Source organism: Paenibacillus alkaliterrae, assembly GCF_021532375.1.
Classification (GTDB): Bacteria; Bacillota; Bacilli; order Paenibacillales; family Paenibacillaceae; genus Pristimantibacillus; species Pristimantibacillus alkaliterrae.
Genome location: NZ_JAKGAP010000004.1, coordinates 27,160 through 41,613, shown reverse-complemented (window position 1 = coordinate 41,613; position 14,454 = coordinate 27,160). Strand labels below are relative to the sequence as shown.

Below are 14,454 nucleotides of genomic sequence, written 5' to 3'. Positions count from 1 at the left end.
TGGAAAGGTTGAGAATACGTGTCCAACACACCATACAATTTTAAAGATTACATCCGGGTTATTCCTGATTTCCCGCAGCCAGGCATCCGTTTCAAAGACATTACGACGCTGCTGAAGGACGGGGGCGCATACCGGGCGGTCATCGAAGAGATGCGCGCAGCCGTACAGCATATGAAAATCGATGTTATCGCAGGTCCGGAGGCTCGCGGTTTTGTAGTAGGAGCGCCGCTCGCGTTAGCGCTTGGGGTAGGCTTCGCGCCGATTCGCAAGAGCGGTAAATTGCCGGGAGAAACAATTACGGCTAATTACGATCTCGAGTATGGCAAGGATCAGCTTGCGATGCACAAGGACGCCATTGCGCCGGGTCAGCGCGTATTGATCGCTGACGATTTGCTTGCGACTGGGGGAACGATTGCAACCTCGATTAATCTGGTTCGCCAGCTCGGCGGCGAGGTAGTCGGAGCGGCTTTCTTGATCGAGCTGGCTTATTTGGATGGACGCGATAAGCTCGAAGGTATAGATGTATTTTCACTAATGACTTACGAATAATTAAAGCTGCATGACTCGCGACTGTACGAACCGCCTGACTCCTTCCGCACATAACGTGCGAAGGCAGGCGGTTTTATTTTATCAATGAAAGGCTCCGGGAGTTGACGCGGTGACGTTATTACAGGCATAATATTATAAAAACTCGGAAAACGCATGAATGGGTTAGCAGCCGTTTACGCTTGGAAAGGGACGTTTCATGGGCATTGAGCATTTACTCGAGAAGGCATCCGCCTATATGAAAGAGCAGGACCTTAAACGCATCCAGGAAGCCTATGATTTCGCGGATCAAGCCCATCACGGACAAGTGCGGAAATCGGGAGAACCCTATATATTACATCCCGTTGCGGTTGCTGATATACTTGTTGATATGCAAATGGACGTGCTGTCGATAATCGCGGCACTGCTTCATGATGTCGTTGAGGATACGACAGTGGATTTGCAGACCGTTCGTGCAAAATTTGGCGAAACGTGTGCGATGCTGGTAGATGGTTTAACGAAGCTCGAAAAAATTAAATTTCGTTCCAAGGAAGAGCAGCAGAACGAAAATTACCGCAAAATGTTTGTCGCGATGGCGCAGGATATTCGCGTAATTCTGATCAAGCTTGCGGATCGGCTGCATAACATGCGCACGCTCAAGTTTCAATCGGAGGAAGCTCAGCGCCGCATCGCATACGAAACGTTGGAAATATTTTGCCCGATCGCGCATCGTCTTGGTATTTCGGCTATTAAGTGGGAAATGGAAGACATCGCGCTTCGCTATTTGAATCCGCAGCAATATTACCGTATCGCGAATCTTATGAAGAAGAAACGCGCGGAACGCGAGCAGTTTATTGAGGATGTTATTTCGCGCATTACTGAGAAGCTGGATGAAATGGGCATCGAGGGCGATATTTCCGGACGCCCTAAACATTTGTACAGCATTTACAAAAAAATGACCGATCGAAACAAGCAGTTCACCGAAATTTATGATTTGCTCGCTATTCGTATCATTGTCGATAATATAAAAGACTGTTATGCGACACTGGGCATCATTCATACGTTATGGAAGCCGATGCCGGGCCGCTTTAAGGATTATATTGCCATGCCGAAGGCGAATATGTATCAGTCTCTTCATACGACCGTTATCGGTCCTAACGGAGAGCCGACCGAGGTGCAGATTCGGACATGGGATATGCACAGAACATCCGAGTACGGAATCGCGGCGCATTGGGCCTACAAGGAAGGCTCGCTCGTGCCTGGAGGCAGCTTTGAGGACAAAATGTCCTGGTTCCGCGAAATATTGGAGCTCCAGCATGAGGCGCGCGACGCATCCGAATTTATGGAATCGCTCAAAATGGACTTTTTTGCCGATTTGGTTTTCGTCTTCACGCCTAGCGGCGAGGTTATCGAGCTTCCTGCCGGCTCCGTTCCGCTTGATTTTGCCTACCGCATTCATACGGAGATCGGCAATCGTACGATAGGCGCGAAGGTGAACAGCAGGATTGTCCCGCTTGACCATAAGCTGAAGACGGGTGATATCATTGAAATATTAACCTCGAAGCATTCATACGGGCCGAGCCAGGACTGGGTGAAAATCGCTCAATCCTCTCATGCCCGCAGCAAGATCAGGCAGTGGTTCAAGAAGGAGAAGCGCGAGGAGAATGTAGCGAAGGGTCGGGACATGATTGAGCGCGAGCTGAAACGGCTCGGGCTGGAGCCGTCCGCATGGCTGCATGACGATAAGCTGCAGGAAGCCGCGTCGAAGTTTGCCTTTAACGATATCGAGGATATGATGTCGGCTATCGGCTTCGGAGGCATTACGGCGGCGCAAATATGCACAAAGCTGACCGAGAAGATGCGCAAGGAAGCGGAGCTTGCGAACCAGCTTGAGTTAACTGCCGAAGTGAAGGAAATTAAATCGCCGGGAAATCGGCGTACAAGGCCAAATCAAGGCGTAACGGTGAGAGGCGTCGACAATTTGCTCGTCAGGTTTGCACGCTGCTGCAACCCGGTGCCAGGGGATTCGATCGTCGGTTATATTACGCGCGGGCGCGGCGTATCCGTTCACCGGATGGATTGCACGAACATCCCGTTCGGCGATCAAGGGGAAGAGGGCGAACGCGTCATCGAGGTGGAATGGGAAGATTCCATCGAGGCCAACTACAGTGTGGACATTGAGATTACGGGAAATGACCGCAGAGGGCTGCTGAATGAAGTGCTGCAGGCCGTGTCCGAGAGTAAAACGAATATTTCGGCCGTTACGGGTCGTTCGGTTAAAAATAAAATGGCGCTTATCCATATGACGGTGCTCATTCGCAACATCGATCATCTATCGTCGGTCGTTGAGAAAATAAAGCGGGTTCAGGACATTTATTCCGTACAGCGAATTATGCAGTAATCACGAAGCGCAAATTCGGAAATGACGGTAATGCATGAAACGGGTATCGGAGGTTTATAGCAGTGAAGGTTGTTGTACAGCGCAGCAAGCAGGCAAAGGTCTTCATTGACGGTGAGCCTGTTGGCGCAATTGAATTCGGTCTTGTGCTGCTAGTCGGCATCACGCATGAGGATACGGAAGCTGATGTTCGCTGGATGGCTGACAAAATAGCCGGTTTGCGCATTTTTGAGGATGAAGCAGGCAAAATGAATCATTCGGTAACCGATATCGGTGGGCAGTTGCTGTCGGTATCGCAATTCACATTGTACGGAGATTGCCGCAAAGGCAGGCGGCCGAATTTTATGGCCGCGGCCAGACCGGAGCATGCGGAGCAGCTTTACCTTAAGTTAAACGACACGCTGCGCTCGCTTGGACTTGTAGTCGAAACGGGACGTTTCGGCGCGATGATGGACGTTGAATTCATTAATTCAGGTCCGGTCACATTAATTTTGGAAAGCGGCGCTTAAGAAGGCGATTGCGGGTAACAATATACATAAAGCTGTGCTGGCGCTTCAAAGAACCGGCGCGTGCTTTATGCTATATTGGAGGACTACTGCGAATGCATCAATCACGCAAAGAACAAAGCATGGAGCGTTTCTCCAGGAGCCTGCTGCACCCTGATCGCAGAGAAGCAAGGGTAATGGAGGAGCTGGAGGAAGACATGGAAGCCGCTGAAGAGTGGATGGGCTTCCCTCATCATCCTCGCCGCGATAATATTGGCCATTAACCTCATGAAGGATAGCGCCGCCCAGGTGGGCTGACCGGGCGGCTGTCTATGTTGCACGCACAGATAAAGAACGACGAAGGCCATATAAAATAAAACCAGTCTGTCATAAAAACGCTTACGAAATTGTAATATTTTTGTAATCAAACTCTAACTTTTTTTTAATATCGTTGACCTATAATAAATCTCGACCCCCTTTTTAAAAATATATTTTACTTTTGGACCTGCAAACTGGTTTTGTAGGTTTTTTTCTGCCTTTTTTCAGAGTAGGCAGATCCGCCTTGACTTTCCTCTTTTCGAAAGGTAAAATTAACAGTCAGTATGAATGATATGGATTCATTGATGGGACAAAGTAATTCTGCGCGTTATACTCAGAGAGGGATGCCATTCGGCTGCAAGCATCCTTATATTGGTGGAATGAATAGACCTCCCGGAGAACAGACGGTGAATGATCAGTTGAATCGGGCAAGCGACGAGCATGCCGGATCGAACTGAAGTAGCCGGACTGCGGATGACGGACGTTAACCGTTTGAAGCGAGCTTCTGCATCGGATGCAGGCTCGGAATGTGGGTGGTACCACGGGAGCTATACTCTCGTCCCTTTCGGCGCAAGTCGTTAGGAACGGGAGTTTTTTGTGTTTTCCGAAGATTAACCAGTTCTTATACGGGGGCAGGAGGTTTTATAAGATGGCATTTCAAAAAATGCCGGGCACGCAGGATATATTGCCCGGCGCGGTAGAGAGATGGCAATACGTCGAGCAAAAGGCTCGCGACATCTGCCAGCGCTATAACTTCCGTGAAATTAGAACGCCGATTTTTGAATCGACAGAGTTATTCCAACGCGGAGTAGGCGAAACGACGGATATCGTCGAGAAAGAGATGTATACCTTTACCGACCGCGGCAATCGCAGCCTTACGCTTCGTCCGGAAGGTACAGCGGGCGTTGTCAGATCCTATGTGGAAAATAAGCTGTATGGCGAACCGGATGTTTCTAAGCTGTATTACATCGGTCCGATGTTCCGTTATGAGCGTCCACAGGCCGGACGTTACCGCCAGCTTCATCAATTCGGTATTGAGGCTTTGGGATCTGCAGATCCCGCACTGGATGCGGAGGTTATCGCGCTTGGCTATACGTTCTATACGGAGGTAGGTTTGAAGGGCGTACGCGTGGAGGTCAACTCGGTCGGTACTTCCGCCGTTCGCGCCGCTTTCCGCGAGCGCCTGCTTGCTTTCCTGGAGCCGAAGCGGGAGCTGCTCTGCAAGGATTGCCAGTCCCGGATGGACCGCAATCCGCTGCGGGTGCTGGATTGCAAGGTTGATCAGGAACATTTTGCAGAAGCGCCGTCTATTCTGGACAGCCTGGACGAGGAATGCCAAATTCATTTCAACAAGGTGCAAATGTACTTAAGCGATATGGGCATTCCGTTCACGATTAACCACCGTCTCGTACGCGGTCTGGACTACTACACGCATACGGCTTTTGAATACAAAGCCGAAGGGATCGGAGCGATCGATACGGTTGGAGGCGGCGGACGTTATAACGGTCTCGTGGCTGAAATCGGCGGTCCCGATCAGCCGGGCGTCGGCCTTGGCCTCGGTCTTGAAAGAACGATTTTACTGCTGCAGCATCAAGAAACCGAATTGCCCGCTTTTAATCAGGTCGACGTTTATCTTGTCGCTCTGGGCGATGCGGCTGAACGAGAGGTAACGAAGCTCGTTTATCAGCTTAGACAGCGGGGCATCAAGGCGGAGCGCGATTATCTCGGACGCAAGATGAAGGCGCAGATGAAGTCGGCAGACCGGCTTCAGGCACGTTACACGGCTATACTCGGCGATGACGAGCTTGCGCGGGGCGAAATCGCGCTTAAGGATATGACAAAGGGCGAGCAGCGCTTCGTGGCGCTAGATAAGCTAGCCGACGAAATTAGCGGTTAAGAATCACCAAATAAACCATTCTAATTAAATAAGGAGCATGAAAATTATGTTGTTGAAGACTCATCACTGCGGCCTGCTAACGAAAGCGGACGTTGGTCAAACCGTTACTTTGAACGGCTGGGTACAGCGCCGCCGCGATCTCGGCGGCGTACTATTTATCGATCTTCGCGATCGTTCCGGAATCGTACAAACGGTATTTAACCCGGATTTCTCGGGCGATGCGCTTGCAATCGCAGACCGCGCCCGTAACGAGTACGTGCTTGCGATTCAAGGTACGGTCGTTGAACGTGATGCCGAAACCTACAATGCTAATCTGGCAACAGGCGAAATCGAAGTGCGCGTAACGAACATTGAAGTCATGAACGCCGCAAAAACGCCGCCGTTTCCTATCGAAGACGGCGTCGAAGTAGATGAGTCGCTGCGTTTGAAATACCGGTATTTGGATTTGCGCCGCCCGGAAATGCAGCGTACGCTTCTGCTTCGCTCGAAAGCGGCGAAGGTGTTCCGCGATTTCCTCGACGGAGAAGGCTTTATCGATGTGGAAACGCCAATACTGACGAAAAGCACGCCGGAAGGCGCCCGCGATTACTTGGTACCGAGCCGCGTGCATGAAGGTGAGTTCTTCGCATTGCCGCAATCGCCGCAAATTTTCAAGCAGCTGCTAATGGTTGGCGGTATAGAGCGTTATTACCAAATCGCCCGCTGCTTCCGCGATGAGGATCTTCGTGCAGACCGTCAGCCGGAATTTACGCAGGTCGACATCGAGACTTCATTTCTATCGCAGGACCAATTGCTTGCGTTGATGGAGCAATTAACGGCTAAGCTTCTTCGCGAGACGGTTGGCGTGGAGCTGGAGCTTCCGTTTCAACGGATCACGTACTCGGATGCGATGAACAAATACGGCTCAGACAAACCAGATCTCCGGTTTGGTCTTGAAATCGAAGATATTACCGATATTGTATCGGGCAGCGACGTGAAGGTATTCGCTAGCGTAGCGGCAAGCGGAGGCGTTGTAAAAGCGTTGAACGCTAAGGGCTGTGCGAGCTGGAGCCGCAAGGAGCTTGACGATTTGCAGCCGTTCGCAGCTCGTTACGGAGGCAAAGGTCTTGCGTGGATTACGGTGAAGGACGGCGAATGGCGCGGACCGATCGTTAAATTCCTGAAGCCGGAAGAGATTGCCGCGTTGACGGAGCGCCTGCAGGTTGAAGAAGGAGATTTGCTCACTTTTTCTGCCGATAAGAAGAAGGTAGTTGCCGATGTGCTTGGCAACCTCCGTTCAAAGCTCGGCAAGGATCTTGGTCTGATTGATGAGTCGAAATTCAAATTCGCTTGGGTAGTCGATTTCCCTCTGCTCGGCTGGGATGAGGATGCAAAACGTTATGTAGCTGAGCATCACCCGTTCACGCGGCCGAACGAGGAAGATCTTCACTACTTCGAAACAGATCCGGGACAAATCCGCGCGCAAGCGTACGATCTCGTTTTGAACGGCTATGAAGTAGGCGGCGGCTCGATGCGAATTTACAAGCGTGAAGTACAAGAGCAAATGTTCAAGGCTCTAGGCTTCAGCATGGAGGAAGCGCAAGAGAAATTCGGCTTCCTGCTGGACGCTTTCGAATATGGAACACCTCCGCATGGCGGCATTGCATTCGGTTTCGACCGTCTGGTCATGCTTCTTACCGGTCGTACGAACCTGCGTGAAACGATCGCATTTCCGAAAACGGCCAGCGCGACTGACTTGCTCTGCGACGCTCCGTCCGAGGTTGAGCTATCGCAGCTTGAGCAGCTTCATATCCGCACGGTCATTAAGCCGAAGCAGCCAGTTGCGGCAGCGAGCGCAGCAGTAGACAATAGCGATAAGTAAGCGGAATAAGCAAAGGAGGCGGCAGCCGGATGCTTCACCAATTTTCACGTACGGAGCTGGCCATCGGGCCGGAAGGATTACAGCTGATGAAGGGGAGCACGGTTGCCGTGCTCGGCATCGGCGGCGTAGGCGGCATTGCGGCTGAGGCGTTGGCGCGTACGGGCGTAGGACGAATCATTCTGATCGACAAAGATGTAGTCGACATTACGAACGTCAATCGTCAGGTTCATGCGTTGACGACGACGGTTGGACAGCCGAAAACAGACCTTATGCGCGACCGAATCAAGCTCATTAATCCGGAATGCGACGTCGTGGCGCTCCGTATGTTCTATACGGAAGAAACTTACGAGCAGCTATTTGCTTACCCGCTCGATTACGTCGTAGATGCTTCGGATACAATAATTTACAAGGTTCATTTGATCAAGCAATGCTTGGAACGGAAAATTCCGATCATATCGAGCATGGGCGCCGCGAACAAAATGGATCCGACGAAGTTCCAGGTTGTCGATATTTCCAAGACGCACACAGACCCGGTTGCGCGAGTCGTGCGAACGAAGCTTCGCAAGGACGGCATTAAGCGGGGCGTAAAGGTCGTCTTCTCGTCCGAGCTGCCCATGAAGCCGCGCGTGGATGTCACTGAGCGCATCGTACCGGCAAATGCTCCTGAAATTCGGAAAGCGAAGCAGCCTCCTGCGAGCAACGCCTTCGTACCTCCGGTAGCTGGCCTTATCATGGTAAGCGTCGTTGTAAAGGATCTGCTGGAATCGGGCGGAATCGAGCTATGAACGAGGCATTAGTGAAAAAGCTGAGATTGTCGCCAGAGATGAAGGCGTTGGTACTCAAGGCGCCTTCCGATGATTATTTGGAGGAGCTTGGTCTTACTGCTGAAACAACGGTCTTGGATAAGGGAGGGCAGTATGACTTTGTAATGCTGTTCGTCTTATCGATGGCAGAACTAGAGGAGCATGCTCCAGCAGCAGTAAACGCTGTAAAGAATGACGGCATGCTATGGATCACGTATCCGAAGGGCTCGTCCAAGATCAAGACTGACATTAACCGCGATACAGGCTGGAAGCAAATGCTGAAGCTGAACATGGAAGGCGTGGCGATGATCTCAGTGGACGATACTTGGTCGTCCATGCGTTATCGTCCGGAAGGCACCGCTCCTAAGAAGCGTACGGCATCAGCTTCCATTGCGGCTTTAAACAGCGGTCGTGCGTCCAATTCGCCTGCAGATGAGCTTCCATTGCCAGATGATTTGGCCATCGCTCTGAAGACTTCCTCAGTTGCGGATGATTTCTTCCGCGGCAGCCTGACAGCTGCTAAGCGGCGCGACTTTATCAAGTGGATCATCGAGGCTAAGCGGGAGGAGACGCGTACTAACCGCGTGACCGCAGCGATCGATAAGCTGGAGCGGGGCTTGAAGTCTCCGTTTGAGAAATAAACGAGCACATCAATTAAACCGTTTCATGAGAAGAGCGCCGCCGCTTTCTCTGAAACGGCTTTTTTTTGCTGAGTATTATCCGCGGATCTGCCCAAAGGTCGCTGTGAACTGTACAAATCCAGTTCTGAAGAAAGCGGTAATGGACGATAAATAAAAAGCGGCCTTACAAGGTCCTGTGCGGCCGCTTTCCTTTTACTGCTGTGTTTCGTCTTGCAATTCCGCTTCGAACCCATCTATGCTTTGTTTGCGCCGTTCATTTTTAGATTCGATCGACTGCTTCTCATCAGCAGAAATTTCACTTGCATGTTCATCCAAGTAATCTTCTGCTTCCTTTAAATTGGCTTCGGTGTTGTTAATATGTTGCTTCAGATGAACGGCATTATCCGCTCGGTTGTCCGGTTTGGCCATCGAAATCCCTCCAATTAATCGTAGATACCTAAATATGATGACCCGTATCGATGAAATTTATGACCACAAAAAATAGACAACTACTGAAATCAGGTAGGCTGTAAATGAGACGAAGCGAAGGCTAAGACCTTCAGCTTGTGTGGCGAACAAATGTGCTTGTATGCTATGATCGGTTATATAGATGGGAAAAGGTTGGGGAGCAAAATGGATTTATTTTCGTATCAAGAGGCTGAGGCTCCGCGCGCGAGATTGTTAGCGGATCGTATGCGGCCGCGGACGCTTGATGAATATATCGGGCAAGAGCATATAATCGGCGAGGGGAAATTGCTTAGAAGGGCGATAGAGGGCGATCAAGTATCATCCGTTCTCCTGTATGGCCCGCCAGGCTGCGGTAAAACTACGCTTGCGAATATAATTTCACTGCGGACGGCAGGAGAATTCGTGAAGCTTAACGCGGTTGATGCATCGGTGAAGGATGTTCGCGAGGTTATCGATCTGGCACGCACCAATAAAGCGATGTATGGGAAAAAAACGATTCTCTTCCTGGATGAGGTCCATCGCTTCAATACCGCTCGCCAAGACGCATTGCTGCCTGCCGTTGAGCAGGGAATTATTATTTTCATTGGGGCGACGACGGAAAATCCGTTTCATCATGTGAATGGGGCGCTGCTGTCTCGTTCCACCCTGTTTCAATTGCAGCCGCTCGGCGAGGAGCATGCCTACGAAGCGATGCGAAGAGCGCTGAACGATCGGGAGCGCGGTTTGGGTTTCATGGATCTTCAAGTGGATGAGGACGCGCTAAGGCATATTGCAGCGATGGCGGGCGGTGATATTAGACGCGCTCTCAACGCAGTGGAGCTTGCTGCAGTAACGACTCCGTCCGAGCACGACGGCTCCGTCAAGATTACGTTAGAGGTTGCGCAGGAATCAATCCGAAAGCCCAGCATCCGAGCGGATCTGTCGACGCAATACGATGTATTGTCAGCGTTTCACAAGAGTGTAAGAGGCTCAAGCGATGCAGCCTTGTTTTGGTTCTTATACGCCGTCGAGAAGCTGGGCATGGATCCGATGACCTTTATACGCAGACTTATCGTCGCATGCAGCGAGGATATCGGACTAGCGAATCCTCAAGCGATGATTCAGGCTGTAACCGCGATGGATGCTTATCATAAAATCGGCTGGCCGGAGGCCAAGTACAACATTTCACAAGCGATTCTGTTCGCGGTAGAAAGCCCGAAATCGAATGCCGCCGCAATTGCGATCGGCAATGCGGAGGCCGCGATCGAGCGCGCCGGCGGAGCGCAGGTGCCGCTTCACTTGCGAGACACTCATTATCGCGGCGCAGAGCAGCTCGGCCATGAAGGCTATAAATATCCGCATGATTTTCCGAATCATTTCGTGAAACAGCAATATTTGCCCGACGCGCTGGGCAGTATGACTTTTTACAAGGCGACTGAACAAGGCATGGAAGACAAAATCAGGCAAAATCAGCAGAAGCGTAAAGGAAAAGATTAGCAGCAAGGAGCTGACCCTCGACCATATCACGTCATTTGGGAATTTCCTTCCGCTACTTAGGTCCCCCTCCCCCGAGTGCACCAAGCTTTCAGCGTGTCCCGCAGTTCGAAAGCCTTTGAAGGTTTGGATAGAAGCCTTTGAAGGTTTGGTTATATCAAGCAATTGAGAACATTAAGCCAAAATAGCCGAATACAGCGGTCAGAATCCCCATGATAAAAGCAGGGATAAGCCGATCGGCGCGGTACATCCAGAGGAGTCCGCCTGCCATTAAAGCTGCCGCTGCAAGCATGAGTATACTTTCCATATGCAAAGTGAATTGCAGCGAAACATCCGGACTGAAGCTTCCTTTGTACAGCCCCGTGAATAAAGGCGACGGCGAAACGGTTTGCAGCGTCTCTTTGACGGAATGCGGCGGCGTTTGCTGCCCCAGCACGCCAGTTGCAGACAGCACAAGAAGGGCGATCAAGCTTTCAGCCTGAAGCCAGCGCTTCGGGTTAAAGGCCGGGTTGCGGATAGCTAACTTTTTGTATAGAAATCCATTTGAGTAAGCGAACAAAAGCAGAGGTGCAATGAGCAAATGCTTCATTAGCAGCATCTGTCCATAAGGCAGCATCCAAGCGTTTATATAATCAGGTGTCGTGAATGACATCAGGACAAGTCCGGCAATCAAGGTTACGAGCACCGAAGCGACAGCCACAGGCGAAAACCAACGAAGAAACGTTTGCCAATTGGCATTGTCCTTGGAAAACCAGCTAATGACGAGCAATATGCCTATCCATACGCTTACAGCAAGGAAATGGGAAGCGTGCGTAATCAGTCCTCTAAACCCATACAGCGATGATGCGTGGCTCGCATAGCCTAACCAAATGATGAGCAGAAACGTTATGAATAAGGCTACCTTAGGCGTATGTTTGTCATTTCGAAACGATTTGAGCCCAAGTAAAAAAGCCAGACCCGCCGAGCCGATTGCTGTCCAGACCCATGCTTTACCCGTATTAATATCAAGCAGGATGCTTTTTAGAACAGCACCGTACGTCATGTCAAAATCTTTGACAAATAAAAGAGCTAATTGATGAATCGGTGCATAGGACAAAATTGGAATCGCTATCGCGCATGCGAGAAGCAAGGCGTTCGGCGCATGTACAGAAGGCCTTCTATCCACCGGCACGAGCCGAAGCAGCAGGGCTCCCGATAAAATAGCGAAGCAAACATATAGAAGGCCTTCGCTGATATAGATCATTATTTGCGCCTCCGTAAAAACAGCACGAGTGCAGCAATCGCAATAATTCCGCCAATTATAATGGCAGGCATGTAGTTTACAGCTTTCCCATCAACAGGGGCTAAAGCATTTTCTCTATTGAGATTAGTGGTATCTTCCTCGCCAGCTGTCGCTTCAGGCGTCCCGGCAGCCGGATCTTCAGTCGTTTCCGCGGTTGATTCCGATTCTGGAGAAGGCTCCGCAGTTTCAACCGGGGCATCGACCGTAAATGAATAATTTCCCTCGACAGAATGGCCGTCTGCTCCGATAATGGTCCATTTGACGGTATAATCACCATTTGCCAGTGTTGCTGGAACAGCACCGCTCATCGTTGCCCCGTCCACAATCGCTTTTTCCGTATCAAGCTCCTTACCGGCAGCGTTTAGTAATTTGAAATTGCTCAGCTTCTCGATTTTTGTATTAAAAGTCAACTCAATGCGTTCTGGAGAGGCGTTGATCGTCGCATCCTGCGCAGGTACTGCACTTTCTAATGTCGAGTGCGCCATCGCAGCACCTGGCACGAGCCATAGCATAGCTAAGCAGATAAGCAGTATTCGTTTCATCCGTAAACCTCCTACTTTATTTTAGCATCTATCTTTCTTAGCAAGCTGATTGCATTATACCAGATTAACTAAGCCGGAATCTTATAAATAGCTGATCAAATCGTTGCAGCTTTATGAACTTTTGCGAAAAGCAACCGTTTTGTGCCGCATGAAAATCGCTATAAACCGCCAAAAAAGGGCGTATAATGGATAGCCTGTAGCGAATACAAATAAATACAGTCATGAAATTCTTTTGGCATCAGGACCGTTCGACGCGGCGGCGCGGCATCATGGAGAGTCGGCACATTACACAAAGATCGCCATATCTTTGTTCCAAAAGGAGGTGCGCCTGTCATCGCTCCACAGGCAGAACGGCAGCGATTGACAGGAATTCGTTGGGTGACCCATTACCGCTCAGTTTATCGTTGGCGCTTATTTTGTTTTTAGTATTTATGAACGGCTTTTTTGTAGCGGCACAATTTGCGATGGTGAAGGTAAGAGACAGCAGGCTGGATGAACTGGCATTGGAAGGGCATTCCAGGGCGAAGCTTGCATCCCATTTGACCAGTCATCTGGATGCTTATTTGCCGGCATGCCAGCTTGGGATTACGCTAGCTTCGCTGGGGCTTGGCTGGATCGGCGAGCCTGCAATCGCGAGAGTGATTGAGCCGATATTTCTCAGCTTCGGATTCCGCAACAATCTTTTCATTCACACCGTATCCTTCATACTGGCCTTTACCATCATAACGGTGCTTCATATCGTGCTTGGAGAATCAGCCCCGAAAACCGTTGCCATTCGCAAATCGGAAACCATTACGCTGCTTACGGCCGCGCCTCTCATTTACTTTTACAAAATAATGTATCCATTCATTTGGGCGTTAAACGGTACGGCAAATCAGCTTCTCAAAATAATCGGCATCGAGCCTGCGACAGTGAAGGATTCCGCGCACACCGAGGACGAAATTCGGATTCTGATGAAGGAAAGCCATAAAAATGGACTCATAGACAATACGGAGCTTACACTCGTAGATAATATTTTCGACTTTACCGAAACGAATGCCAGGGAGATCATGATCCCGCGTACGGAAATGATCTGTTTAAACACAAACCTGCCGCTTGCAGGCAATAAGGAAATTGCTTTGGAGCAAATGCTGACCCGTTATCCCGTATGCGAGAACGATAAGGATAACATTATTGGCTTCGTTCACATTAAAGATTTGCTGAAGGACATGAATCAAAGCTTGCATGACATTAGACAAATAACAAGGCCGGTAACGACCGTGCCGGAGTCTATGCAAATCAGCACGCTTCTCAAGCTGATGCAGAAACGCAAATCGCAAATCGCGATATTGATTGATGAATACGGCGGTACATCCGGACTGGTGACCCTCGAGGATATTATGGAGGAAATCGTTGGAGAGATTCAAGATGAATTTGACGAGGAACGGGAGCAGCTTGAAAAAAAGGATGAGAATACGTATTCGATCAGCGGACTGATGCTCATTGAAGAGGTGAACAGTTTTTTCGGTCTCGATATCGAGACGGATGATTACGATACGATTGGAGGATGGATTTATTCAAAAATCGAAATTCCTCCGGCTAATCATCAACGTATTCCATATTCCAGCGAATATGCGTTTATTATCGAGGAAACGGATCATTTGCGCATTTCCCGAATTATCGTTGAGCGGATTGAAGGTCGGCCAGAAGCGCGAACGGAACAGAAATTCGGCTCGTGAACAGCGTAACCCCATAATAAGAACAAGGCTGTTCCAACGCATTTAACGAGTGCGCCGGACAGCC

13 protein-coding genes are annotated in these 14,454 nt (G+C 50.1%); 10 read left to right on the top strand and 3 right to left on the bottom strand.

The genetic code is table 11. The features are described 5' to 3' along the window. The first annotated feature begins 18 nt into the window (after positions 1–18). From L1N85_RS02330 to L1N85_RS02295, 8 genes are all read left to right on the top strand, one after another. Complete coding sequence (locus L1N85_RS02330; protein WP_235234537.1) at positions 19–549, top strand: adenine phosphoribosyltransferase; 531 nt, start codon at positions 19–21, stop codon at positions 547–549. Between the two features lie 196 nt (positions 550–745). Beyond that, on the top strand, positions 746–2,926 hold the full coding sequence (locus L1N85_RS02325) for a RelA/SpoT family protein (protein ID WP_235234532.1): 2,181 nt from the start codon (positions 746–748) through the stop codon (positions 2,924–2,926). Positions 2,927–2,988: 62 nt separating this feature from the next. After that, positions 2,989–3,432, top strand: coding sequence for a D-aminoacyl-tRNA deacylase (gene dtd, locus L1N85_RS02320; RefSeq protein ID WP_235234530.1), 444 nt, complete (start codon positions 2,989–2,991; stop codon positions 3,430–3,432). A gap of 92 nt (positions 3,433–3,524) precedes the next feature. Then, the gene (locus L1N85_RS02315) at positions 3,525–3,692 is read left to right on the top strand and encodes a hypothetical protein (RefSeq protein ID WP_235234525.1); all 168 of its coding nucleotides are present in this window, start codon (positions 3,525–3,527) and stop codon (positions 3,690–3,692) included. Between the two features lie 683 nt (positions 3,693–4,375). Beyond that, the gene (gene hisS / locus L1N85_RS02310) at positions 4,376–5,623 is read left to right on the top strand and encodes a histidine--tRNA ligase (protein ID WP_235234523.1); all 1,248 of its coding nucleotides are present in this window, start codon (positions 4,376–4,378) and stop codon (positions 5,621–5,623) included. Positions 5,624–5,669: 46 nt separating this feature from the next. Continuing rightward, a complete protein-coding gene (gene aspS / locus L1N85_RS02305) occupies positions 5,670–7,484 on the top strand; it encodes an aspartate--tRNA ligase (RefSeq protein WP_235234521.1) in 1,815 nt (604 codons plus the stop codon). A 29-nt stretch (positions 7,485–7,513) separates the two neighbouring features. After that, complete coding sequence (locus L1N85_RS02300; RefSeq protein WP_235234520.1) at positions 7,514–8,269, top strand: tRNA threonylcarbamoyladenosine dehydratase; 756 nt, start codon at positions 7,514–7,516, stop codon at positions 8,267–8,269. Next, a complete protein-coding gene (locus L1N85_RS02295; RefSeq protein ID WP_235234519.1) occupies positions 8,266–8,928 on the top strand; it encodes a YdeI/OmpD-associated family protein in 663 nt (220 codons plus the stop codon). The genes L1N85_RS02300 and L1N85_RS02295 overlap by 4 nt, the downstream gene beginning before the upstream one ends. Before the next feature lie 192 nt (positions 8,929–9,120). Here L1N85_RS02295 and tlp read toward each other — a convergent pair whose 3' ends face one another. Beyond that, the gene (tlp, locus tag L1N85_RS02290) at positions 9,121–9,336 is read right to left on the bottom strand and encodes a small acid-soluble spore protein Tlp (RefSeq protein ID WP_235234518.1); all 216 of its coding nucleotides are present in this window, start codon (positions 9,334–9,336) and stop codon (positions 9,121–9,123) included. Between the two features lie 204 nt (positions 9,337–9,540). Here tlp and L1N85_RS02285 point away from each other — a divergent pair, with 204 nt between their 5' ends. Beyond that, the gene (locus L1N85_RS02285) at positions 9,541–10,851 is read left to right on the top strand and encodes a replication-associated recombination protein A (RefSeq protein WP_235234516.1); all 1,311 of its coding nucleotides are present in this window, start codon (positions 9,541–9,543) and stop codon (positions 10,849–10,851) included. A gap of 154 nt (positions 10,852–11,005) precedes the next feature. Here L1N85_RS02285 and L1N85_RS02280 read toward each other — a convergent pair whose 3' ends face one another. Beyond that, entirely contained in the window at positions 11,006–12,091 is a 1,086-nt protein-coding gene (locus tag L1N85_RS02280; RefSeq protein WP_235234513.1) for a copper resistance D family protein, read from the bottom strand. After that, a complete protein-coding gene (locus L1N85_RS02275) occupies positions 12,091–12,672 on the bottom strand; it encodes a copper resistance CopC family protein (protein ID WP_235234505.1) in 582 nt (193 codons plus the stop codon). Before L1N85_RS02275 ends, L1N85_RS02280 begins: the two co-directional genes overlap by 1 nt. A 374-nt stretch (positions 12,673–13,046) precedes the next feature. Here L1N85_RS02275 and L1N85_RS02270 point away from each other — a divergent pair, with 374 nt between their 5' ends. After that, a complete protein-coding gene (locus L1N85_RS02270) occupies positions 13,047–14,390 on the top strand; it encodes a hemolysin family protein (protein WP_235234504.1) in 1,344 nt (447 codons plus the stop codon). The last annotated feature ends 64 nt before the right edge of the window (positions 14,391–14,454 follow it).

Bases quoted from the DNA above. Each gene is read 5' to 3' on its own strand.
- hisS (WP_235234523.1), top strand. From the start codon at position 4,376: ATGGCATTTCAAAAAATGCCGGGCACGCAGGATATATTGCCCGGCGCG.
- tlp (WP_235234518.1), bottom strand. From the start codon at position 9,336: ATGGCCAAACCGGACAACCGAGCGGATAATGCCGTTCATCTGAAGCAA.
- L1N85_RS02300 (WP_235234520.1), top strand. From the start codon at position 7,514: ATGCTTCACCAATTTTCACGTACGGAGCTGGCCATCGGGCCGGAAGGA.
- L1N85_RS02295 (WP_235234519.1), top strand. From the start codon at position 8,266: ATGAACGAGGCATTAGTGAAAAAGCTGAGATTGTCGCCAGAGATGAAG.
- L1N85_RS02280 (WP_235234513.1), bottom strand. From the start codon at position 12,091: ATGATCTATATCAGCGAAGGCCTTCTATATGTTTGCTTCGCTATTTTA.
- L1N85_RS02325 (WP_235234532.1), top strand. From the start codon at position 746: ATGGGCATTGAGCATTTACTCGAGAAGGCATCCGCCTATATGAAAGAG.
- L1N85_RS02285 (WP_235234516.1), top strand. From the start codon at position 9,541: ATGGATTTATTTTCGTATCAAGAGGCTGAGGCTCCGCGCGCGAGATTG.
- L1N85_RS02275 (WP_235234505.1), bottom strand. From the start codon at position 12,672: ATGAAACGAATACTGCTTATCTGCTTAGCTATGCTATGGCTCGTGCCA.
- L1N85_RS02315 (WP_235234525.1), top strand. From the start codon at position 3,525: ATGCATCAATCACGCAAAGAACAAAGCATGGAGCGTTTCTCCAGGAGC.
- aspS (WP_235234521.1), top strand. From the start codon at position 5,670: ATGTTGTTGAAGACTCATCACTGCGGCCTGCTAACGAAAGCGGACGTT.